Here is a 21,562-nt window from a genome sequence, read left to right on the forward strand (position 1 = left end):
GAACGGAATTGTCGCCTCCACATTAAACGGCAGAACGCGAGCCGCGCAAAGCGGCACCCTTACTGCGGTGCAACGTCGTGAAATTTTCCCGGCGCTGGCCGGGATGGCCACGGCTGCATTGCGCGAAGCGTCCGCCTAGCCTGCAGTCTTTCCGTCACGTGAGGGCTGTCATGCGCCGAACCCTGTCGTTGCTGTCTTTCGTTGTTCTTCTCGGCGCCGGGCTGGATGGCCGGGCCGTAGCCGCTGAGACCACCGTCGCGCTCGACGATTTCAGCTATGCCGATACCTCGGCCGAACCGGCCGACCAGAGCGCCGCCCACGAGCGGCGGCTGCAGGCATTCATGGTCGCGCTCCGGCGGGATATCGCCGCCGACCCGCGCTACCGGCTTGCGCCGTCGATGCAGCAGGGGGCGGCGTTCAAGGTCATCGGCGGCATCCAGAAGACCAGCACGCTGGTGCAATGGGCCAAGGTCGCGGTGATCGACGTCGGCGCCAAAAAGGTCGTGATGGACAAGCTCTACACCTTCCGCGGCGACAATGATGAATCGTGGGAGCGTGCCGAGATCTTCGTCTCCCGCGAGGTCATGGCCGCGCTGGCGCAGCCCTGAGGCCGGCCGGCGCTAGAACGTCAGCTGCACCTTCATCGATTGCGCGCGGTCGCTGGCGAGCTCGAAGGCGGCGACCGCGTTCTCGAATGGCATGGTCGCCGTGATCAGCGGCTTCACGTCGATCAGGCCTTCGCCCATCAGCCGTACCGCCAGCTCGAATTCCGGATCGAAACGGAAGGTGCCGCGGAGCTGCAATTCCTTGGCGACGATGGAGTTGATCGGCAGCGTCATCTCACCGCCGAGGCCGAGTTGCACCAGCGTCGCGCCGGGACGGAGCACCTCGAGCGCGGTGCGCAGCGCGGCCTGATTGCCAGAGGCTTCAAACAGCGTGTCGAACACGCCCTTGCCGGCGCGCCAGCGATCGAGCGCCGTGGCACTGGTCGCGACGTTGATCGCATGCGTGGCGCCGAGCTTTTTTGCGACCGCGAGCGGCGCGTCGGCGACATCGGTCACGACGATCTCGGACGCGCCGCCGAAGCGCGAGACAAGAATCATCAGCGCGCCGATCGGGCCGCAGCCGGTGATCAGCACGCGCTTGCCGAGGAGGGCGCCGGCCTGCTTGCCGGCGTGGAGACACACCGCGAGCGGCTCGGCGACCGCGGCTTCCGCGAGCGACAGCTTGTCGGCGATCGGCACGGCCTGCGCCGCATCGACCGTGATGAACTCGCGAAAACCGCCCTGCACGTGAGGAAAGCGCATCGCGCTGCCGAGGAAGCGCATGTCGAGGCACTGGTTGCGCATGCCTTCCTGGCAATGCAGGCACTTGCCGCACGGCTTGCTCGGATTGACCGCAACGCGCGTCCCGGTCTTTACGCCGGTGACGCCGTCACCGATGGCCGCGACCACGCCCGCGATCTCGTGACCCAGCGCCATCGGCTGCTGGATCCGGACGACGCCGAAGCCGCCATGATGGTAGTAATGCAGATCGGAGCCGCAGATGCCGCCATTGGCGATCTTGACGCGGACCTCGCCCGGGCCGGGTGCGGGATCGGGATAGCTGTCGATCCGCAAATCCTTCGGGGCGTGAATGACGACGGCGCGCATGGTCTCGTTCCCTCAGGTTTCGCGATTACATCGCGGCGATCATGCCGCCATCGACATAGATGATCTGGCCGTTGACGTAAGTGGAGGCATCCGACGCCAGGAAGATGGCCGCGCCGACCAGCTCGTCAGGCTTGCCCCAGCGCTTTGAGGGGACGCGGCCCATCAGCCAGTTGTTGAAATCGGTGTTGTTGACCAGCGCCTCGTTCATGTCCGTGAGCATGTAGCCGGGGCCGATCGCATTGGCCTGGATGCCGTGCTGGGCCCATTCCACCGCCATCGAGCGGGTCAGGTTCTTGATGCCGCCCTTGGCCGCGGTGTAAGGCGCAATGGTGGGACGCGCCAGCTCGCTGCCGAGCGAGCCGATGTTGATGATCTTGCCGTGCTTGCGCGGGATCATGCGCTTGGCGGCTTCGCGGCCGATCACGAAGGCGCTGGTGAGGTTGGTCTCGATCACCTTGCGCCACTCGTCGGTGGTGAATTCCACCAGCGGCTTGCGGTGCTGGATGCCGGCATTGTTGACGACGATGTCGACCTCGAGCCCTTCGCGGTCGAAGCGGTCGAAGGCCCCGACGATCGCGGGCTCGTCGGTGACGTTGAACGCGACGCCCTCGGCCTGATGTCCGGCGGCGCGAAATTCGACGACGGCCTGCTCGACGCGCTTCGGGTCGACGCCATTGACGATGATCCTGGCACCAGCCCTGGCCATGCCCTCGGCAATGGCGCGGCCGAGCCCGCGGGAGGAGCCGGTCACAAGCGCGGTGCGGCCGGAAAGGTCGAAGAGTGCGATGCTCATCCTAAAAAAATCCTCAAGCGTTGGAGCGACGCACGGTCAGATCGGCGCGATCGAACACGGCGGGCAGAAGGTCGACGCCGAGACCGGGACCTTCCATCGGATAGACATGGCCGTCCTTGATCGTGGGCATCGTGGTGACGAGCTCATTGTACCAGCCCCTGTAGAAGGCGCGCACGGATTCCTGGATCAGCGTGTTGGGCTGGCTGAACGACATGTGGATGGCGGCGATGAACCCGATCGGGCCGATGCAATCATGCGGCGCGAAGGGCCGGTGATAGGTCTCGGCCATCGCCGCGATCTTGCGGCCCTCGGTGAGGCCGCCGGTCCAGCACAGATCGGCCATCACCACATGCATGGCGTCGCGGTCGAGCATGTCCTTGTAGGGGAAACGCGAGCCCAGTGTCTCGCTGGCGCAGACCCAGACGTCGGTCGAGCGCGCATATTCGGCGAGCGCCTGCGGCGAGTTCATCCGGATCGGGTCTTCGTACCAGGTCGGCTTGTAGGGCTCGAGCGCGCGGGCGATCTGCTTTGCGGTCGGCAAATTCCACAACGAATGGAGCTCGACCATGATCTCCATCTTGTCGCCCACCGCCTTGCGGATCTTCTCGAATGGCTCGATCGCCCGCTTCATCTGCGCCGCCGTGATGTAGAGGCCCTTGTTCTCCTGTGCCGCCGGATCGAACGGCCAGATCTTCATCGCGGAGATGCCGCTCTCCAGCAGGCTTTCGGCGAGCGCATCGGCATGGTGCATGAAGCCGTCGAGGTCCTCGTAGGGACCTTTGGAGGCGCCGAGATTCCAGTTGGCGACCGGGCTGATATTGGTTGAGCGGACATATTGCGTGCCGGCGCAGGTGTTGTAGATGCGCTGCTTGTCGCGGCAGAGGCCGCCGAGCATCTGGTGCACCGGCTGATTGCAGACCTTGCCGAACAGATCCCACAGCGCGATGTCGATCGCCGACGCTGCGCGATATTCGACGCCGGTCGAGGACTGCGCCATCGGCAGGTTCAGCATGTCGCGATGGATGGCTTCGATGTGGAGGGGATTACGGCCGAGCAGGCGGCCGGCAAAGGTGTCGTGGATCTGCGCTTCGACTGCGCCAGCGCCATAAAAGGTTTCGCCGAGACCGATCATGCCGGTATCGGTGTGAACGCGCACCCAGATGACGTTGGAAAATTCCTCGGTGCGCAGCGTCTCGATCGAGGTGATCTTCACGGCAATGTCCTCCCGTCACAGGCGCCTCGCACCGGTCGTGTTTTCATTTTGCGCTGCAGCACGTAGCGCATCCGCGAAAGTCTTACGCTTGCTTGTAATATATCACAACATGTTTTAAGGGTGCCACAAATAAGGCGCCACCCGGCAACGAGAGCGCGGGCTGACGGGAGAGGACGACATGGCACGGCGCAAGCGCTCGCTCGAGGTGGTGAGAAACGACGACGGCGAGGGCAAGCCCTCGCGGCGCAACCGGCTCAATTTCTTCGAGCTGGCCTATCAGAAGATCGAGGAGCTGCTCGTTCATTGCGAGCTCAAGCCCGGCCAGTTCATGACGATGCTGGAATTGCAGCAGATCACCGGCTTCGGGCGCACGCCGGTGCATCACGCCGTCAACCGTCTCTCCGCCGATACGCTCATCATCATCCGCCCGCGCCATGGCCTGCACATCGCGCCGATCGATCTCGCGCGCGAGCGCATGCTGCTGGCCTTGCGCCGGGACATGGAGCGCTTCGTCGTGCGTCTTGCGGCCGATCGCGCCAGCCTCTCGCACCGCAATCAGGCGCTGCACATCGAGCGTTTGCTGCGCGAGCGCCGCGCCACCCTGACCCTCGACGAGTTCAACAGTATCGATCGCCGCATCGATGCGCTGGTGCTGGAAGCCGCGGGCGAGCCGTTCCTGGTGCATACGCTGCGGCCACTGCACACGCTGTATCGCCGCATCGGCTACATCCACCATCGCTTCATGCCGGGACAGACCGACCTGTCCGGCACGATCGATCGCCATCTTGCCATTCTCGCAGCCGTTGCCGGCCGCCGCGTCGAGGACGCGGTGAAGGCGAGCGATGCCCTGATCGACTACATGGACCTGATGTTCACCGGCATGGAGGCGGGGATCGATCCGCGCCTGCTCGATTGCAGCATCGAGCCGCTGCTTGGCGCTTAAGCTACTTGGCGCTTAAGAAGTACTTGGCGCGTAAAGAGTTTTGAAGAGAGGACCAAAGATGTCAACGATGGCCGTGCCACAACCGACCGCGAGCGAAGCCGCGGTCCGCTACCTCATCACCAATTACAGCCCCAAGGGCAACAAGGTCGGCTGGCTGATGATGGCCTCGATCCTGGTCGAGGCCTGGGATCTCTATTCGATCGCCTTCGTCCTGATCTTCATCAAGGAGCAGTACAATCCCGATCCGCTGATGCTGGGCCTTGCCGCAGCGGGCACGCAGGGCGGCGCACTCATCGGCGCGCTCCTTGGTGGCTGGCTCTCCGACAAGATCGGCCGCCGCGTGATGTTCCTGGTGACGATGGTGATGTTCATCGTGCTGGCACTGGCGCAGGCCTTCGTGCCCAGCGTCGGCTGGCTCGTCGTGATCCGTTTCCTGCTCGGCATTCCGCTCGGCTCGGATATCTCGACCGGCTACACCTACATCATGGAATCCATGGCCAAGGGTGAGCGCGAGGTGATGGGCAATCGCTGGCAGTTCATGTTCGCCGTCGGCGAAGTGCTGACCATCGGCGTCATCGTGATCTTCCTGTTGTTCGACATCCACCACGAGACACTGTGGCGCGTGACGCTCGGCCTCGGTGCGGTGCCCGCTCTGATCATCCTGATCATGCGCCACGACGTGCCGGAGACGGCTGTGTGGCTGGTGCAGAAGGGACGTTATCGTGAGGCCAAGCAGGTCGCGCGCGAGATGTTCAACGACGATCTCGCCATGCTGCCCGATCAGGACGTGGTGATGCCGAAGGTTTCGACCCGAGACTTCATCGCCGACCTGAGGAAGGACCCGATCCGCTGGCGCGCCACGATCTACGGCTGGATCGCCTGCTTTGCGCAAGGCAGCGAGTTCTCGACCTTCGCGTTCTACCTGCCCGTGCTGTTCGTGATGGTCGGCGTATCGAGCGTGCTCGGCATCAATCTGGTGACGATGGCGCTGTTCTGCTTCGCCGCGCTGTCCGGCTGGGTCGGTCCGCTGCTAACGCCGAAGATTGGCCATCGCGGCATCTCGATCGCCGGTTTCGGCATCGTGCTGGTCTCGCTGCTGGTTGCGGCCTTTGCGCTCTACACCGACAACAAGATCCTGCTGCCGTTCGCGGCGGCCGCGATGTTGTGGGGCCATTATTGGGACGCGTCGAACTGCATGACCATTCCGACGATGGTCGCCAAGCCCAAGTATCGCGGCACCGCCAGCGGCTTCGCCTACATGTTCGTGAAGCTGCCGTCGTTCCTGGCGATCTTCCTGTTCCCTTCGCTGTTCGCCGCGATCGGGCAAGCCGGCGCCACGCTGTTCGTCGCAATCTTCCCGCTGATCGGATTGCTCGCCGCAATCTTTATCCTGCCGGAAGTTTACGGTTACGAGAACGACTGATCTCGCGAGCTACCTGATCGCGGCGGCCAAGGCCGCGATCAGGGCCGGCGGCGTTACCAGCATGCCGAGCTTGAGGAAGCGCCAGGCGCCGACCTCGATCTTCTCCCGCCGCAGCGCGACCAGCCAGAGGATGGTCGCGAGCGATCCCGTCACCGACAGATTGGGCCCGAGATCGACGCCGATCAGGATGGCACTGACGACGGGCGCCGGCAGGTGATCGCTGGCCGCGACCGAGCCCGCGACGAGGCCGACCGGCAGATTGTTGGCGATGTTGGTGGCGATTGCCGTCGCAACGCCGACGCTCCAGGCGGCCTTCGGCACCGATTGCGCCACCGCTTCGTGGAGCAGTGCGCTGAGCTGCCCGATCACACCGGTCTTCACCAGCGCTTCCACCATCACAAAGAGCCCGCCGACCAGTGGCAGCACGCTCCAGGAAACCCCCTTCAGCACGGGGAGAGGCGACTGGCGGTTGATGAGCAGCACGGCGGCCGCCGTCGTACTCCCGCAGAGGAAAGTCGGCAGACCCAATTGCAGATCGAGTGCAGAGGCCCAGATCAACACGATGCCGATGGCGCCGATGCCGTAGGCGGTCAATCGGCCGCCGCGGCCGAGCTTCGGGTGAGGGACCCGCATTTCGATCGTTTCTTCCTTGAGCTCGCGATGCAGCACGAGGCGCAGTGCGACATAGGTGAGACCGATCGAAGCAAGCGAGGGCAGGGCGAACTGGCGCAGCCACGCCCCGAGATGCGGCATGTGCTTGCCGAAGACCACGAGGTTGGCCGGATTGGAGATTGGCAGCACGAAGCTCGCGGCATTGGCGATGAAGGCGCAGACGAACAGATAAGGCAGGGGCTTGGCGCCGGCCGCGCGCGTCGCGGCGTAGACGGCCGGCGTCAGCACGATCGCGGTGGCGTCGTTCGAGAGCAGCACCGTGACGAATGTGCCGACGAGATAGATCAGCAGGAACAGCCGCTGCGGCGAGCCGCGCGCATGTTCAACCGCGAACGCGGCCAGATAATCGAACAGGCCTTCAAGCCGGGCGAGCTCTGCGATCAGCATCATGCCGATCAGGAAGAGGTAGACGTCGACGCCCTTCTCGATGCCGGTGAGCGCATCCTGCCACGGCAGGAAGCCGAGCAGGACCAGGGCGCCGGCGCCGAGCACGGCCCAGATCGCTTCGGGCAGTCGAAAAGGGCGGATGATGACGCCCGCGGTCGCGACGACGATGATGCTCCAGGCCCAGATGGCGTCAGACGGCACGTTCGGCAATTGCAGTCTCCCGGTTGCGCCCGACTATCGTATCCGCAGGCTCAAAGCTTCACCGCCAGCAGCACCGCGCCTGCGCCGATCATGGCGATGCCGACCCAGCCTTGCGCGGTCGGACGCTCGCCGAGAAAGGCAAAGGCGAACAGGGCAACCAGTACGACGCTGAGCTTGTCGATCGGCGCCACCAGTGTTGCGGGCCCGAGTTTCAACGCGCGGAAGTAACACAGCCAGGACGCGCCGGTCGCAAGCCCAGACATCACCAGGAATAGCCATGTTTTCGACGAGACCGCCGAGGGCACGGCGAATTGGCCGGTGAAGAACAGCAGCACCGAGAAGGCCAGGAGCACCACGATGGTGCGGATGAAGGTGGCGAGGTCCGGATTGATGTTCTCGACGCCAACCTTGGCGAAGATCGCAGTCAGTGCGGCGAAGCAGGCAGAGAGCAGCGCCCAGGTCTGCCAGGCGGAGAAGAGGGTGGATTTCATATCATCAGGATCCGTTGGTGCATGACGGCGCCCTAGCGCCGCCATTGCGAGCGAAGCGAAACAATCCAGAATCTTTCCGCGGAGGGACTCTGGATTGCTTCGCTGCGCTCGCAATGACGGAATGTGGGGCAACTTTCCACGGCCAAAACTCTCACCGCGCCACCGACAGCTTCTCCGTGATCGCCTTGCGCAAGATGCGCGACAGCGACTCCACCGAATATGGCTTCTGGATCAATTCAAATCCGCGATGGGCGTTTTCGGCGAGCACGTTGCTGTAGCCGCTGGTCAGCACGACGGGCAGGCCCGGATAGCGCTCGCGGATGATGCCGGCGAGCTCGACGCCGTTCATGCCGGGCATGATGACGTCGGAGAACACCAGATCGACCGCGAACTCGTTCTCACCGAGGATGACGAGTGCGGCATTGGCGTTGGCGACGCGGCGGGTGACGTAGCCGAGGTCTTCCAAAAGTTCGGTCGAGAACTGGCCGACATCGTCATTGTCCTCTACCACGAGCACGCGGTAGCCGCGCCCGGTGGTCGCGCTCTCGCTGGTGAGCGATGCGGATTCCTTCCCGGCGGCCGGGCTCTCCGCCTGTGGCAGGTAGATCGTGAAGGTCGCGCCCTTACCAGGCGTGCTCGTCACCGCGACGTCGCCCTCGGACTGCTTTGCGAAGCCGAACGCCTGGCTGAGGCCAAGGCCGGTGCCTTTGCCGACCTCCTTGGTGGTGAAGAACGGCTCGAAGATGGCGTCGATGTTTCCGGGCGCGATGCCGCTGCCGGTATCGGCCACCGAGATTGCGACGTAATCGCCGCCGCGCGCCGATTGCGTGCGCAGGCTCGGAATGCCCTGGACTTTGCGGACGGCGATGGTGAGGAGGCCTTCGCCGTCCATGGCGTCGCGGGCGTTGATGGCGAGGTTGATCAGCGCAGTCTCGAACTGGGCGATGTCGGCGACGGTAAAACAGTCGGCATCGTCGATCTCGACAGCGATCTCGATGCGGCCGCCGACCAGCGGCCGGACCAGCTGCGCCACGCCCTCGACCTGGCTGCCGACATTGAAGATCTGCGGTTTCAGCGGTTGCCGCCGCGCGAACGCCAGGAGCTGCGCGGTCAGTTTTGAAGCGCGCTCGACGGTCTCGGAGATCGCATCGACATAGCGGCGGCGGCGCTCCTCCGGCAGCTCGCGCCGGCGCAGGAAGTCGGTCGCAGAGCGGATGATGGTGAGGAGGTTGTTGAAGTCGTGCGCGACGCCGCCGGTGAGCTGGCCGATCGCCTCCATTTTCTGCGACTGCCGCAGCGCCTCCTCGCCGCGGCGGCGCTCGGTAATGTCGACGGCCTCTGGCACCGCGCCGGTGATGTTGCCGTGGCGGTCGAGCACCGGGCGCATGCCGAACTCGAAATCGCGCTCGCCGATGGGAAGGCGCAACCGCATCTCCATCCGCACCGCTTCGCCTTTCAGCACGGTATCGAAGGCCTCGCGCACGGCGGTGCTCATGCCCTCGGTTGTGCTGAACCAGGGCGTATCCCAGAACGGCTTTCCGATCACGTCCGACGCGTTCGCCGTGATGCCGTCGAGCGCGGTCTTGTTGGCGTAGAGCAATTCACCCCTAAGGTTGACCAGCCCCTGGTACTGGTTGCTGGTGCCCAAAATCGCGCGCAGCCGCGCCTCGTTGGATTCGAGCTCGGCGGTGCGCTCGACGATGCGCTCTTCCAAGGTCTCGTTGAGTTGCCGCAGCTCGATCTCGGCCCGCTTGGCGACGGTGATGTCGTGGGCAACGCCGATGAAGCCGATATGCTTGCCGGTTGGATCCCAGCGCGGCTGCGATTCCGAGCGCAGCCAGCGCCATTCGCCGGAGGCATCCTTGTAGCGCGCCTCCAGCACGAACGGCTTGAGCGAAGCTTCGCCCTGAACCGATTGCTGCAAGACATGCGGCAGGTCGTCTGGATGCAGCACCTTGCGCCAGTCGAATGCGATCGCCTGGTCGTAGGGCAGGCCGACGAAATCGACATAGGCCTGGTTGACGAAGGAGCGCGTGCGGTCGAGCTTTGTGACCCAGATCGGCACCGGCGCGCTGTCGGCGATCAGCCGAAAGCGCTCCTCGCTCTCGCGCAAGGTCTCGCGCACCAGCATCTGGTCGGTGGCGTCGATATGGGCACCGACGAGGCGGATCGCGCGGCCGTCGCCGTCACGCTCGATCTTGGCGACGACGCGGATCCAGCGGGTTTCGCCATCGCTCGGGCGGATGATGCGGTATTCGGCGGTGTAGTCCTCACTGGTCCCGGACAGCGCCTCGAAGAAATGATTGACGGTCGCGTCGCGGTCATCGGGATGGATGCGGCTGACCCAGTCTTCATGGGTCTCGTCGACGGCCTCGGGCGGCAGCCCGTGGATCATCAGATATTCCGGCGAGCGGCGGTTCTTGAAGCCTTCGCGGAAGTCGACCTCGAGCCCGCCGACCTTGCCGATGCGCTGGATGCGCGCGAGCTCGGCCTCGCGCTCCTGGAGCGCGCGATAGGCTTCATCGCGCTCGCGCGCAATGTCTTCGAGGTGCTGGCGCAGCCTTTCGGCGGCAATGGTCTCGGGCAAAGGATCGTTCAAGGCGTCGGCCGTTGTGATGCGGGAGCGCACGTGCCGAGCCGATATTCACACAGACAAAGCGTGATAGCCATTGCTCAAAAGGGAATAGACAAGGAAACGCCCTCGCCGAACGGCATGTGGCGGGTATGAGCGAACGCGGGGTCTGGCTATTTGTTCCAAACATTGGAACGATGGGCCGTCGATAGGCCTGTCCGCGAGGCGCTTCAACTCCCCTATCCGAAGAGGCTAAATCTTGAAGCTCTTTGTCTGCCAGGCCTGCGGCAACGTTCTCTATTTCGAGAACCGCGCCTGCGAACGTTGCGGCCACAAGGTCGCCTTTCTGCCGGAGAAGGAGACGATGTCGGCGATCGAGCCTGACGAGGAGGCTGGAGGCGGGACCTGGACCACGCTCGCCGACAGGGGCAAGGGGCGGATGCTGTGCCGCAATGCCGAGTATGATGCCTGCAACTGGCTGACGGATGTTAGCGATACCACCGGCTATTGCCGCGCCTGTCGCCATAACGGCATCGTGCCTGATCTCTCCGACCCCGCGCAGCTGGCGGGCTGGCGAGAGCTGGAGGTGGCGAAGCACCGGTTGTTCTATTCGCTGATCCGCTGGAAGCTGCCGCTTCAGACCCGGCAGGACAATCCCGAGCACGGGCTGATCTTCAATTTCCTCGCCGACGATCCCAACAGCGGCCAGAGAATCCTGACCGGCCATGACAACGGCCTGATCACGATCGCGCTGACTGAGACCGATGGCATCGAGCGCGAGCGGCGCAGGCTGGAGATGGGCGAGCCGTACCGGACGCTGCTCGGGCATTTCCGCCACGAGGTCGGGCACTATTTCTGGGATGTACTGGTGCGCGATGGCGGGAAACTGGAGGAATGCCGCTCCGTGTTCGGCGACGATTCCGCCGATTACGGTGAAGCCCTGCAGCGTCACTATGTCGAACGCGCGCCGCCGGACTGGCAGCAGGGCTACGTGTCGGCCTATGCGACGATGCACCCTTGGGAAGATTTCGCGGAGACCTGGGCGCATTACCTCCACATCGTCGACACCCTGGAGATGGCTAGAGAGTTCGGCATGGAGGTGCGCCCCAAGGTCGATCGCGACGGGGAGTTGTCGACGCGGATCCGGTTCAACCCTTACGAGGCGAAAGGCGTCGAGGCGATCGTCGACGCATGGCTGCCCTTCACCTTCGCCATGAACAGCGTGAACCGCGCCATGGGCCTGCGCGACCTCTATCCCTTCATCCTGTCATCGGCCGTGGTCGCCAAGCTGGGCTTCATCCACAGCCTGGTCCGGGACGTGGCCAAGGCCGGGAAGCCGTAGGTCATCCGAGGGCTTGGCGAGGCCCGTTCGGTCTTGCGCCGGTACGCCAGCGGGGCCGGATTTAGACCGTTGCCTCCGGCCAGTTTTGATGTACCACGGGAGCCACACGGCCCGTCCTATAGGCCCCAAACGGTCAGGGAAGGGTCCCGCCCCAGGTCGAGACTCAAGAAAAGCATGTTCAAACGCATTCTGATCGCCAACCGCGGCGAAATCGCCTGCCGGGTCATCAAGACCGCGCGCAAGATGGGAATTCAGACGGTCGCGGTCTATTCCGAGGCCGACCGCGACGCTCTCCATGTCGAGATGGCCGATGAGGCCGTGCTGATCGGCCCGCCGGCCGCGGCCGAGAGCTATCTGGTGATTGAGAAGATCGTGGAGGCCTGCCGCAAGACCGGCGCCGAGGCCGTTCATCCCGGTTACGGCTTCCTGTCCGAGCGCGAGGCATTTCCGCGCGCGCTGGAAGCCGCCGGCATCGTCTTCATCGGCCCGAACCCGGGCGCGATCGCCGCGATGGGCGACAAGATCGAATCCAAGAAGGCGGCCGCGAAAGCCAAGGTTTCGACCGTGCCGGGCCATCTCGGCGTCATTGAGGACGGCAAGCACGCGGTCACGATCGCCGACGAGATCGGCTATCCCGTGATGATCAAGGCCTCCGCAGGCGGTGGCGGCAAGGGCATGCGCATCGCGCATTCGAAGGCCGAAGTCGCGGAAGGTTTCAATCTCGCCAAGGCCGAGGCCAAGGCTTCGTTCGGCGACGACCGCGTCTTCGTCGAAAAGTTCATCGTCGATCCCCGCCACATCGAGATCCAGGTGCTGGGCGACAAGCACGGCAACGTCATCCATCTTGGCGAGCGCGAATGCTCGATCCAGCGCCGCAACCAGAAGGTGATCGAGGAGGCGCCGTCGCCGCTGCTCGACGAAGCCACCCGCCGCAAGATGGGCGAGCAGGCGGTCGCGCTGGCCAAGGCCGTGAACTACGATTCCGCCGGCACTGTCGAGTTCGTCGCAGGGCAGGACAAGAGCTTCTACTTCCTCGAGATGAACACGCGTCTCCAGGTCGAGCATCCCGTCACCGAGCTCGTCACCGGCGTCGACCTCGTCGAGCAGATGATCCGTGTTGCCGCCGGCGAGAAGCTCGCGCTCGCGCAGAAGGACGTCACGCTCACCGGCTGGGCCGTGGAAACGCGCCTCTACGCCGAAGACCCGTTCCGCAACTTCCTGCCCTCGATCGGGCGGCTGGTGAAGTATCGCCCGCCGGCGGAAGTGAGCAAGGACGGCATCACCGTGCGCAACGACACCGGCGTGCAAGAGGGCGGCGAGATCTCGATCCATTACGATCCGATGATCGCAAAGCTCGTCACGCACGCGCCGTCACGCGCGGCCGCGATCGAGGCGCAGGCGACCGCGCTGGATTCGTTCTATGTCGAGGGTATCCGCCACAACATCCCGTTCCTGTCGGCGCTGATGCATCATCCGCGCTGGCGTGAGGGCAATCTGTCGACCGGCTTCATCGCCGAGGAATTCCCGAAGGGCTTTGCGGTGCGCGTGCCCGAAGGTGAGGTCGCGCGACGGATCGCCGCGGTCGGCGCCGCCATCGATCACGTGCTCGGCGAGCGCAAGCGGCAGATCTCCGGCCAGCTGGGCGGCCGCATCGTGCAACGCGAGCGCCGCCGCGCGGTCTGGCTCGACCGCCAGGAGATTTTGCTCGAGGTTGCCCGCGAGGGCGAGGCGATCGCGGTGCGGTTCGTCGACGCCGAGGGCAAGGCCGGCAATGCGCATCTGCTGCAGTCCGCATGGAAGCCGGGCGATCCGGTCTGGCAGGGCACCATCGACGGCCACGTGGTCGCAGTGCAGGCGCGCCCGATCGCCAACGGCATCCGCCTCGCGCATCAGGGCGTCGAGGTGCCGGTCTATGTCTGGACCGAAACGGAAGCCGCCTCGGCGAAGCTGATGCCGGTGACGACGGCCTCCGACACCGGCAAGAAGCTGCTCTGTCCGATGCCCGGGCTCATCGTCTCGATCGCTGTGACCGAAGGCCAGGAGATCAAGGCCGGCGAGACGCTGGCCGTGGTCGAGGCCATGAAGATGCAGAACGTGCTTCGGGCCGAGCAGGACGGCACCGTGAAGAAGATCCACGCCAGCGCCGGCGCGACGCTCGCGGTGGACGCGCTGATCCTGGAGTTTGCGTAAAGGTGTGAGTTGGGACGGGTGATCGTCCCATAAGCACCCGTCATTGCGAGCGCAGCGAAGCAATCCAGACTGGTGCCTGCGGAAAGATTCTGGATTGCTTCGCTTCGCTCGCAATGACGGAGTATGATGCGGCCTCCGTAACTTGACCGAGACAGCACCATGGCCTTTCGTTCCCGCCGCGAAAAACTGCGATCGATCCTGTCGGGCGGGACCTGCATCCATCCCGGCTCAGTCTATGACGCGATCTCGATCCGCATTGCCGAGGATCTCGGCTTCCCGCTCGGCATGTTCGGCGGTTCGGTGGCCTCGCTCGCCGTGCTCGGCGATCCCGATGTTACGCTGATCACGCTCACCGAGTTGGCCGAGCAGATGCGGCGGATGTCGCGCGCCTCCGCGCTGCCGGTGCTGGTCGATGCCGATCACGGCTATGGCAATGCGCTCAACGTGCGCCGCACGGTGCAGGAGCTGGAGGCGGCGGGAGCGGCCGGTCTCACCATCGAGGACACGCTGCTACCGCCCGCCTTTGGCGAGACGAAGGCGCAGCTGGTCTCGCTGGAGGAGGGCGTCGGCAAGATGAAGGCCGCGCTCGACGGTCGCAGCGATCCCACGCTGGTCATCATGGGCCGCACCGGTGCGGCCTCGATCAGCTCGATCGACGACGCGATCCGCCGCGCCAAGGCTTATGAAGCCACCGGCGTCGATGCACTGTTCTTCACTGGCATCAAGTCGCGCGCTGAGCTCGAGGCCGTTGTATCCGCAACGCGTCTGCCGATCGTGCTCGGTGGCGCGCCGGACGAATTGAACGCAATCGACTATCTCGCCAGCCGGCGCGTCCGCATCGCGCTTCAGGGCCACGCGCCGATCGCGGCAGCGACCCAAGCCGTCTACGAAGTCCAGAAGGCATTGCGCGAGGGCACGGCGCCGAAAGCGCTGAAGGGATTGCCATCAGCGGAGCTGACCCATCGCGTCATGCGCGAAGCCGAAGTGAAAGCGCGCAGCGCCGACCTTCTCGGACTGAAAAAATGAGCCGGGCGATCCTCCAGGTCATGATCCGCGGCCACGTGCAAGGCGTCGGCTATCGGGCCTGGGTCGAGTCCCAGGCGGTGACCTGCGGGCTCGAAGGCTGGGTCCGCAACCGCCGCGACGGCAGCGTGGAAGCACTGTTCGCGGGTACGCCCATGCATGTCGCCGACATGGTCGCGCTGTGTCGTCACGGCCCGCCGTCCTCGCGCGTGGATAGCGTCACCAGCGAGACGGCGAGCGTGGATGGGCTGGATTTGCGCAGGGCAGGAGAAACGTTCTCGGTGCTGCCGACGGTTTAGTCGGCCATCACTTCGGAAGCTTCGAGATCGCGTCGCTGAGCTCGTGGATCTCGTACGGCTTGCGGAGGATCGGAAAGTCGCCGCGCACGCCAGCGGCGGCGTCGCTGTAGCCGCTGGCGAGCAGGATCGGCAGGTCGGGGCGGATCTGGCGCAGGCGATGGGCCAAGCCGACCCCGTCCATCTTGCCGGGCATGACGACGTCGGAGAAGACGAGGTCGACGCCGTTATTCTCGACCTCACGCAGCGCGGATTCGGCATCCGCAACCCGGCGCACGCGATAGCCAAGCTGCTCCAGCAGGCCGATGCTGACGATGGCGACATCGGGATTGTCTTCGACCAGCAGCACCGTGCCGCTGCCGCGCACCGGCGCTACCTCAAAGGCCTCGTTCGGCGTGGCCGCGATTTCGCGCGGCAGCAGGATGGTGAAGGTGGTGCCCTTGCCAAGCTCGCTTGCGACCTTGACCGTGCCGCCGGCCTGATGCGCAAATCCGTGCACCTGCGACAGGCCGAGGCCGGTGCCTTTTCCGACCGGTTTCGTCGTGAAGAACGGCTCAAAAATCTTGTCGACGACGTCGGAGGGGATGCCGAGCCCGGTATCGGCGACGGTGATGGCAACGAATTCGCCGCTGTGGAGCGGACCGTCCAGGACGATGTTGTGCGCGCCGATCGTCACAGTGCCGCCGTCGGGCATGGCATCGCGGGCGTTGATGACGAGATTGAGCAGTCCCGTCTCCAACTCGGAGACGTCGGCGTGGATCGGCCAGACCTCGCGCTCGATGTCGAAGGCGAGGCGAACCGCGCTGCCGACGCCGGCGTGAAGCACTTCGCGGATCGCCTCGATGCGGTCGCCGAAATGGATCGCCTGCGGATTGACGCTCTGCCGCCGCGCGAAGGTCAGGAGCTGTCCCGTCAGCGCGGCGCCGCGCTTGGTCGCGGTGTCGATCGCCGAGATCGCACGCTGGAACTTGGAATCGTCGAGGTCGGCCTTCTTCAGGACGTGAAGGCTGCCGCTGATGATCATCAGCAGATTGTTGAAGTCGTGCGCGATGCCGCCGGTAAGCTGGCCGAGCGCATCGAACTTTTGCGACTCCGCGAGCTGCGCCTGCATCGCCTCGAGCTTGATCTGGGCATTGCGCCGCTCGGTGATGTCGCGGGTGATCTTTGCAAAGCCGACGAGGGCGCCGTCCTCGTGGATTGGATCGATGATGACGCTGGCCCAGAAGAAAGTGCCGTCCTTGCGGACGCGCCAGCCTTCCTCCTCGTAGCGGCCTTGGTCCCGCGCGATGCCGAGGGCCCGCGCGGGCTTGCCGTTGGCGCGGTCGGCCTCGGTATAGAAGCGCGAGAAATGCTGGCCGAGGATCTCCTCGGGCGAATAGCCCTTGATCCGCTCGCCGCCGATGTTCCAGCTGGTGATGACGCCGGTTGGATCCAGCATGTAGAGCGCATAGTCCGCGACTCCGTCCACCAACAGCCGAAAACTCCGCTCGCTTTCGAACAAGCCTCTCTGTTGACTGGACTCTTTTACCATTCCTGGACCCCGCCTCGACCGGGAGAAACGCTCAAGAGGGCGGTTGGTTCCCGCTTTCTGGGGCGTTTTTAGGCAAAAACTGCGGTCGGTATGCAGGACGGGCACCATGTGATCGCGATGATCCGCAGTCCGGCAAAGATGTCAGGTGGTGGCCACACTTCGAAATGTCGCCGCCATCGCACGCAGCGCCGCAAGCTTTCCGGGGTCGCTGACCTTCGAATGGAGCATCACCTTCGAGCTGCCGAGCTTCGGCAGCTTGTGCGCCGGTCCGATGTCGATCAGGCCGGGAGGCGCGATCCGCCGTGCCAGCGGCGCGATTGCAAGCCCGGCAAGCGCCGCTGCGACCACCGCGGTGACGCCGCCGCCGAGAAAACGCTCGCGCCAGGCGAGGCCGGCCTTGTCGAGCGCGCGCACGGCGATCGCGCGGACGCCGCAGGGCGGGGCGAGCGTCGCAAGCGGCAGCGGCTCGCCTTTCGGCAGGATGAGGCGCCGTGATGCGAACCAGCCGAACTCGTCCTCGGTCAGCTTCTCGCCGCCGCGGCGGCTGCCCTCCTGGCGGACGATCACAGCATCGAGCTCGCCCGCGTCATAGGCATCCTGCATCTCGCGCGAGAAGCCGATGGTGACGGCGAGGGTGAGGTTTGACGACATCGCATGCAGCCGTTCGAGCAACGGCACCAGCTCGGGGCCTGCGGCGTGATCGGAGATGCCGAGCGAGAGCGATTGCGCGGCCGGTGCCTCGCCGGATAGCGCGCGGTCATGCGCCGCGATCAGCGCGCGGGCGCGCTCGAGGAAGCTGGCACCGTCGGCGGTGAGGCGGACCGCGCGCGGCGAGCGCTCGACCAGACGTTTGTCGAGCAGTGCCTCCAGCCGTTGCAGCTTGAGACTTACCGCTGCCTGCGTCGTGCCGAGTGCTTCAGCAGCACGCGTAAAACTCTGGAGGTCGGCGACCAGCAGGAAGGCCTGGACGGTGGCGATGTCGAGTGGGGCTGTCATTTTGAATACTTATCACTGGTATCAATATAGATAAGATACCAAAATGATAGGGGAAGGTCTAGCTTCTCGCCAACACCGCGCAAGCAGCGCGATATCTTGAGGAGAACGACAATGCCCCTGATCACCGTGTCCTACACCTCGTCCCGCCAGTCGCCGTCGCTGAAGGCCGACATAGCCGACGCCGTCTCTGAGCTCACCGCTGAGATCCTGCACAAGGATCCCAAGGTCACCGCCATCATCGTGAAGTCGGTCGATGCGGGTGACTGGTTCGCCGGCGGCAGGTCGCTCGCCGAGCAGAAGCTTGCCAGCTACTGGATCGACATCCACGTCAGCGAGGGCACCAACACCAAGGACGAGAAGGCGGCTTATCTCGCCGCGATGTTCAAGCGCATGGCCGGGATTTTGGGCCCGCTGCATCCCGAAACCTATCTGCATGTCGACGAGGTCAAGGGCGACGCCTACGGCTTTGGCGGCCTGACCCAGGAGCGGCGCTACATTGCCGGCAAGCTCGAAGTGTCGTTGGCTGCGGCGTGAGGCCGCAAGCCGCGGGTGAGTCATCTCACCCGCGGCTTTTGTCGTCAGCTCGCTGCGCGGAACTGAACCTCGGAATTGTTCATGAAACACATCTTGTCGAACAGTGTCAGGTCCAGCGGATTTGGGAGCCTGACATCGCTGAGATCGGGGCAGGGCTTGACGGAGGGGTCATAGGACCGGTCTACCTGCGAGATGAAGACGACGATCAGTCCCTTGTCGCGCGCGAAGGATTTTAGCGCGCGCACCTGAACCGTCAGATCGGGGTTTTCCCGCCTTTGGTCGAGCAGTTGCAGATAGTCGATCACAACGACCGTGCCGCGGGGGACCGCGGCCATTTGCTTGACGATGTAGTCGGCGCTGATGGCGTCGGAGCAATCGACCTCGAAGAGTTTGTCGAACTCCACCGGCTCGACACCAATCGCACGCAAGCGGTCCAGCACGTCCTTCTCAGTGTATTCGAGTGAGAAGAATGCCGCACGACTGCCGGACTTCATGGCCTCGACGGCGAGTTCGAGGCTCATCAATGTCTTGCCCTGACCGGGGCGTGCCCCGACCAGCACGAGGTCGCCGGGCTTAAATTGCGGGAACAGCCTGTTGGCCGGCGTCGCGGCGGCGGCTTTCGCTGCGAGCATGCTCCAGGCGGAAAACCCTTCCGTCGCGGCGATGCGGTCGAGCGCGGCGTGCAGCGGGATGCCTTCCTCGCGGGACAGGCGCTTCGCTTGTCGCTTCAGATGATAGATCGGTGCAGACAACTTCATGGTTAAAACCTCCCATTGCGAGCAGAAGCGCAATCCCTCCTTATGCCCGGCGCTCGAACAGTCGGTCCGACGGTTTAGTCGCCCGACATGAATTCTGCTTTCCCGGCGGAGGGGGGAGGCGCGGGCGGCACCTGATACAAGCGTAACCGATTCCGTGGCCGCGGAGAACGCGCGCGTGGCGCGCCGCCAACAGGAAAACGTCAGGCGGCTGCTTCCGGCAGCAGCGCGCGTGTCGGCCCGAACAGCTCTTCAAAAGCCTGCCGAAGCGCGACGTCGACATCGGCCAGGGTCACCAACTGGCCGAGATCGACCAGCGAGGTCACGCCATAACGAGGATCGGCGACGCCGCAGGGGACGATGCCGGCGAAATGCGAAAGCTCCGGCTCGACATTGATGGCGATGCCGTGGAACGAGACCCAGCGCTTCAACCGCACGCCGATCGCGGCGATCTTGTCCTCGTGCTCCGGCCCCTTGTCGGACCGCTTCACCCAGACGCCGACCCGATCTTCGCGCCGCTCGCCGCGGACGTTGAAGGCCGCGAGCGTCTTCAGGATCAGCTCCTCAAGGCTTGCGACATAGGCCCGAACGTCCGGCCGTCGGCGCTTGAGGTCGAGCATGACGTAGGCCACCCGCTGGCCCGGGCCGTGATAGGTGAGCTGGCCGCCGCGGCCGGTGGCAAAGGTCGGGAATCGGGGATCGAGCAGATCGGAGTCCTTGCCCGAGGTCCCGGAGGTGTAGAGCGGGGGGTGCTCGAGCAGCCAGACCAGCTCCGGCGCCTCGCCCGCCGCAATGGCGGCGACGCGGGCCTCCATGGCGGCCACGGCCTCCGGATAGGGCACGGGCGCGTCCGAGATTCGCCATTCGACGGGCTCACCGCCGGCGACGGAAAACGACGTCAAATCGAGCTCTTGGCGAGGGTTTTGAGGCGAATTAACCATTGGCTAACCATAACGTGGTGATGATCACAGGCGCAAATGCCAAGTCCTTTGGCGTAAGTCTCCAGTTGCGGTGGTGCTGACAGTGCCTACTCTCGACAAAGTCACCGTGGATCTCATGGTCGTCCTCGGGACGACCACCATGCCGATCCATCAAGTATTACGTCTTTCCCGCGGCGCCATCATCGAGCTGGACGCAACCGAGGCCGACGAGGTCAAGGTTCTCGCCAACAATCTGCCGGTGGCCTCCGGGGTGGTGCTGGTCGACCGCAACCGGATCGCGGTCGAGGTCAAGCAGATGCTGCCGCGGACGCAAGGGACGAGATAAGGCCGATCAGGGGGCAGGGCAGGAACTTTCCTGCCAAGCTTGTGGAATTCGGGGCCTTTGCAGGCTTGTACCCCACTGATGGATTTGTTAGATCGGCGCCGTTGATCCGGCGGGCCTCAAGCCCTAAGCCGGCATCCCCAAAGCGCTCGTGGCGGAATTGGTAGACGCGCTGCCTTGAGGTGGCAGTGAGTAAAATCGTGGGGGTTCGAGTCCCTCCGAGCGCACCATCCCTAGCTGTAAGACATTGTAGATATTAACATTTTCAGAACTTAGACCATCGGTCTGCTCGCCTATCCGATATTGACAGGTGGCGCGCCTTCTATTCTATCCTGAGTTGAGCAACATGTCGCTGTTAGGGTATTTCAGATGGCGAAGCTCTGGCTGACCTATGCCTGGAAGGACAACCAGGACCAAGACGTCGATCACGTTGTGCAGGAACTGAGACGAGTTGGATTAGACGTCGCTTTTGATCGGGCGCACATCGTACCCGGCCAGAGGCTTTGGTCTCAAATTGACAAAGGTATTTCCGATCCGAAGACCGACGGATGGGCCATTCTAGCCACGGAGAACAGTTTGAGCAGCGAGCCCTGTCTCGAGGAGCTTGCTTACGCGCTGGATCGTGCTCTCAGAACGCGCGGTGCTGACTTCCCGCTCATCGGTATTTTCCCGGCTCCGATCGACCGGGCCATGATTCCGTCCGCGATCGCGACTCGTCTTTATGTGCATCTTCGTCAGTCGAATTGGGCTCGCCTAGTCGCTGACGGCGTCGAAAAGAAACGCCCAACGGCTGCGGTACAAAATGTAGCTCCGTTCGTTGCTCGAATGCACAGTTTCAATGGTCAGGAAGTGCTAGAAATTCGTCCTCGCAGTGGTCGGTGGTGGTGGTATCCTGCAGTTGTTGGAGTGCCTAAGTCGGGCACCTTGAAGGTGAAGTCAGTTATGCCCGGTCCGAGCGGACACCCCACTCTGTCTGGAATGGTTAGTACCGGTTCAGGTGAATCGGTGGACGGCCAGTGGTCGTATATGGCCGCTTTCCATGCGGTCGATGCTCTAACCGCTCTTTATGTAACCTTCGATCGCCCCCTTGAAGGGCAGATCAGCTTTGGCGGCGGTGAAGAAGGCGGAATGTATTTCGTGGATTCTGTTTCGATTCCACGCTGAACTCCAGCTGATTGCCTCCTCGATAGTCACTCCTCCGGGACGCGTACGACTACGCCGTAACGGAGTTCACGCTGTCATTCGGCCTGCAATATTGACCCCCCGTATTGCCGCATGAGCGAAT

General features: G+C 64.1%; 19 protein-coding genes, 1 tRNA gene and 1 pseudogene. 11 read left to right on the top strand and 10 right to left on the bottom strand.

The window, feature by feature from the left end:
• Positions 1 to 170 precede the first annotated feature (170 nt).
• Positions 171 to 605 (top strand): annotated as a pseudogene (locus FXB38_RS08400) (DUF2380 domain-containing protein); the annotation flags it as partial.
• 15 nt (positions 606 to 620) lie between these two features.
• On the opposite strand, the gene FXB38_RS08405 reads toward FXB38_RS08400, so the two are convergent.
• From FXB38_RS08405 to FXB38_RS08415, 3 genes are read right to left on the bottom strand one after another with little or no spacing between them, the layout of a single operon-like run.
• Complete coding sequence (locus FXB38_RS08405; protein ID WP_148750411.1) at positions 621 to 1,652, bottom strand: L-idonate 5-dehydrogenase; 1,032 nt, start codon at positions 1,650 to 1,652, stop codon at positions 621 to 623.
• A 25-nt stretch (positions 1,653 to 1,677) separates the two neighbouring features.
• Positions 1,678 to 2,445, bottom strand: a complete 768-nt coding sequence (locus FXB38_RS08410; RefSeq protein ID WP_148750412.1) for an SDR family oxidoreductase — start codon at positions 2,443 to 2,445, stop codon at positions 1,678 to 1,680.
• 13 nt (positions 2,446 to 2,458) lie between these two features.
• Positions 2,459 to 3,658, bottom strand: coding sequence for a mandelate racemase/muconate lactonizing enzyme family protein (locus tag FXB38_RS08415; protein ID WP_148750413.1), 1,200 nt, complete (start codon positions 3,656 to 3,658; stop codon positions 2,459 to 2,461).
• A 178-nt stretch (positions 3,659 to 3,836) separates the two neighbouring features.
• Between FXB38_RS08415 and FXB38_RS08420 the strand changes: the two genes are divergently transcribed.
• Together FXB38_RS08420 and FXB38_RS08425 are read left to right on the top strand one after the other, a co-directional pair.
• Positions 3,837 to 4,601, top strand: a complete 765-nt coding sequence (locus FXB38_RS08420; protein WP_148750414.1) for a GntR family transcriptional regulator — start codon at positions 3,837 to 3,839, stop codon at positions 4,599 to 4,601.
• A 58-nt stretch (positions 4,602 to 4,659) separates the two neighbouring features.
• Complete coding sequence (locus tag FXB38_RS08425) at positions 4,660 to 6,024, top strand: MFS transporter (protein ID WP_148750415.1); 1,365 nt, start codon at positions 4,660 to 4,662, stop codon at positions 6,022 to 6,024.
• A 9-nt stretch (positions 6,025 to 6,033) separates the two neighbouring features.
• On the opposite strand, the gene FXB38_RS08430 is transcribed toward FXB38_RS08425, so the two are convergent.
• The 3 genes from FXB38_RS08430 to FXB38_RS08440 form a co-directional block, all read right to left on the bottom strand.
• On the bottom strand, positions 6,034 to 7,284 hold the full coding sequence (locus tag FXB38_RS08430; protein ID WP_148750437.1) for an arsenic transporter: 1,251 nt from the start codon (positions 7,282 to 7,284) through the stop codon (positions 6,034 to 6,036).
• Positions 7,285 to 7,334: 50 nt separating this feature from the next.
• A complete protein-coding gene (locus tag FXB38_RS08435) occupies positions 7,335 to 7,775 on the bottom strand; it encodes an EamA family transporter (protein WP_148750416.1) in 441 nt (146 codons plus the stop codon).
• A gap of 151 nt (positions 7,776 to 7,926) precedes the next feature.
• Positions 7,927 to 10,404 (bottom strand): PAS domain-containing hybrid sensor histidine kinase/response regulator, encoded by a 2,478-nt coding sequence (locus tag FXB38_RS08440; protein WP_148750417.1) that lies wholly within the window; start codon positions 10,402 to 10,404, stop codon positions 7,927 to 7,929.
• A 202-nt stretch (positions 10,405 to 10,606) separates the two neighbouring features.
• Here FXB38_RS08440 and FXB38_RS08445 point away from each other — a divergent pair, with 202 nt between their 5' ends.
• The 4 genes from FXB38_RS08445 to FXB38_RS08460 all read left to right on the top strand — a co-directional run bounded on the left by FXB38_RS08445 (position 10,607) and on the right by FXB38_RS08460 (position 15,201).
• A complete protein-coding gene (locus FXB38_RS08445) occupies positions 10,607 to 11,689 on the top strand; it encodes a zinc-binding metallopeptidase family protein (protein WP_148750418.1) in 1,083 nt (360 codons plus the stop codon).
• Between the two features lie 174 nt (positions 11,690 to 11,863).
• Positions 11,864 to 13,879 (top strand): acetyl-CoA carboxylase biotin carboxylase subunit, encoded by a 2,016-nt coding sequence (locus FXB38_RS08450; RefSeq protein WP_148750419.1) that lies wholly within the window; start codon positions 11,864 to 11,866, stop codon positions 13,877 to 13,879.
• 159 nt (positions 13,880 to 14,038) lie between these two features.
• Complete coding sequence (locus tag FXB38_RS08455; protein ID WP_148750420.1) at positions 14,039 to 14,905, top strand: isocitrate lyase/PEP mutase family protein; 867 nt, start codon at positions 14,039 to 14,041, stop codon at positions 14,903 to 14,905.
• Positions 14,902 to 15,201, top strand: a complete 300-nt coding sequence (locus FXB38_RS08460; RefSeq protein ID WP_148750421.1) for an acylphosphatase — start codon at positions 14,902 to 14,904, stop codon at positions 15,199 to 15,201. Before FXB38_RS08455 ends, FXB38_RS08460 begins: the two co-directional genes overlap by 4 nt.
• A 7-nt stretch (positions 15,202 to 15,208) precedes the next feature.
• Here the strand turns inward: FXB38_RS08460 and FXB38_RS08465 are convergent, their stop codons facing one another.
• Positions 15,209 to 16,729: a PAS domain-containing sensor histidine kinase gene (locus FXB38_RS08465; RefSeq protein WP_148750422.1), complete on the bottom strand. Its 1,521-nt coding sequence runs from the start codon at positions 16,727 to 16,729 to the stop codon at positions 15,209 to 15,211.
• A gap of 141 nt (positions 16,730 to 16,870) precedes the next feature.
• Positions 16,871 to 17,725, bottom strand: a complete 855-nt coding sequence (locus FXB38_RS08470) for a LysR family transcriptional regulator (RefSeq protein ID WP_148750423.1) — start codon at positions 17,723 to 17,725, stop codon at positions 16,871 to 16,873.
• A gap of 111 nt (positions 17,726 to 17,836) precedes the next feature.
• Between FXB38_RS08470 and FXB38_RS08475 the strand changes: the two genes are divergently transcribed.
• The gene (locus tag FXB38_RS08475) at positions 17,837 to 18,259 is read left to right on the top strand and encodes a tautomerase family protein (protein ID WP_148750424.1); all 423 of its coding nucleotides are present in this window, start codon (positions 17,837 to 17,839) and stop codon (positions 18,257 to 18,259) included.
• 44 nt (positions 18,260 to 18,303) lie between these two features.
• On the opposite strand, the gene FXB38_RS08480 is transcribed toward FXB38_RS08475, so the two are convergent.
• Together FXB38_RS08480 and lipB are read right to left on the bottom strand one after the other, a co-directional pair.
• A complete protein-coding gene (locus FXB38_RS08480; RefSeq protein ID WP_148750438.1) occupies positions 18,304 to 19,017 on the bottom strand; it encodes a DNA helicase in 714 nt (237 codons plus the stop codon).
• 200 nt (positions 19,018 to 19,217) lie between these two features.
• On the bottom strand, positions 19,218 to 19,955 hold the full coding sequence (gene lipB / locus FXB38_RS08485; protein ID WP_148750425.1) for a lipoyl(octanoyl) transferase LipB: 738 nt from the start codon (positions 19,953 to 19,955) through the stop codon (positions 19,218 to 19,220).
• 82 nt (positions 19,956 to 20,037) lie between these two features.
• Between lipB and FXB38_RS08490 the strand changes: the two genes are divergently transcribed.
• From FXB38_RS08490 to FXB38_RS08500, 3 genes are all read left to right on the top strand, one after another.
• Positions 20,038 to 20,280 (top strand): FliM/FliN family flagellar motor switch protein, encoded by a 243-nt coding sequence (locus tag FXB38_RS08490; RefSeq protein ID WP_008141759.1) that lies wholly within the window; start codon positions 20,038 to 20,040, stop codon positions 20,278 to 20,280.
• 142 nt (positions 20,281 to 20,422) lie between these two features.
• Positions 20,423 to 20,507 (top strand) — tRNA-Leu (locus FXB38_RS08495).
• A 139-nt stretch (positions 20,508 to 20,646) separates the two neighbouring features.
• Entirely contained in the window at positions 20,647 to 21,441 is a 795-nt protein-coding gene (locus tag FXB38_RS08500) for a toll/interleukin-1 receptor domain-containing protein (protein WP_148750426.1), read from the top strand.
• The last annotated feature ends 121 nt before the right edge of the window (positions 21,442 to 21,562 follow it).

This window comes from Bradyrhizobium cytisi (assembly GCF_008123515.1).
Classification (GTDB): domain Bacteria; phylum Pseudomonadota; class Alphaproteobacteria; order Rhizobiales; family Xanthobacteraceae; genus Bradyrhizobium; species Bradyrhizobium cytisi.

Excerpts from the sequence above, each read along its gene's own strand:
- FXB38_RS08405 (WP_148750411.1), bottom strand. The coding sequence starts at position 1,652 with ATGCGCGCCGTCGTCATTCACGCCCCGAAGGATTTGCGGATCGACAGC.
- FXB38_RS08410 (WP_148750412.1), bottom strand. The coding sequence starts at position 2,445 with ATGAGCATCGCACTCTTCGACCTTTCCGGCCGCACCGCGCTTGTGACC.
- FXB38_RS08420 (WP_148750414.1), top strand. The coding sequence starts at position 3,837 with ATGGCACGGCGCAAGCGCTCGCTCGAGGTGGTGAGAAACGACGACGGC.
- FXB38_RS08425 (WP_148750415.1), top strand. The coding sequence starts at position 4,660 with ATGTCAACGATGGCCGTGCCACAACCGACCGCGAGCGAAGCCGCGGTC.
- FXB38_RS08435 (WP_148750416.1), bottom strand. The coding sequence starts at position 7,775 with ATGAAATCCACCCTCTTCTCCGCCTGGCAGACCTGGGCGCTGCTCTCT.
- FXB38_RS08450 (WP_148750419.1), top strand. The coding sequence starts at position 11,864 with ATGTTCAAACGCATTCTGATCGCCAACCGCGGCGAAATCGCCTGCCGG.
- FXB38_RS08455 (WP_148750420.1), top strand. The coding sequence starts at position 14,039 with ATGGCCTTTCGTTCCCGCCGCGAAAAACTGCGATCGATCCTGTCGGGC.
- FXB38_RS08460 (WP_148750421.1), top strand. The coding sequence starts at position 14,902 with ATGAGCCGGGCGATCCTCCAGGTCATGATCCGCGGCCACGTGCAAGGC.
- FXB38_RS08465 (WP_148750422.1), bottom strand. The coding sequence starts at position 16,729 with ATGGTAAAAGAGTCCAGTCAACAGAGAGGCTTGTTCGAAAGCGAGCGG.
- FXB38_RS08470 (WP_148750423.1), bottom strand. The coding sequence starts at position 17,725 with ATGACAGCCCCACTCGACATCGCCACCGTCCAGGCCTTCCTGCTGGTC.
- FXB38_RS08475 (WP_148750424.1), top strand. The coding sequence starts at position 17,837 with ATGCCCCTGATCACCGTGTCCTACACCTCGTCCCGCCAGTCGCCGTCG.
- FXB38_RS08480 (WP_148750438.1), bottom strand. The coding sequence starts at position 19,017 with ATGAAGTTGTCTGCACCGATCTATCATCTGAAGCGACAAGCGAAGCGC.
- lipB (WP_148750425.1), bottom strand. The coding sequence starts at position 19,955 with ATGGTTAATTCGCCTCAAAACCCTCGCCAAGAGCTCGATTTGACGTCG.
- FXB38_RS08500 (WP_148750426.1), top strand. The coding sequence starts at position 20,647 with ATGGCGAAGCTCTGGCTGACCTATGCCTGGAAGGACAACCAGGACCAA.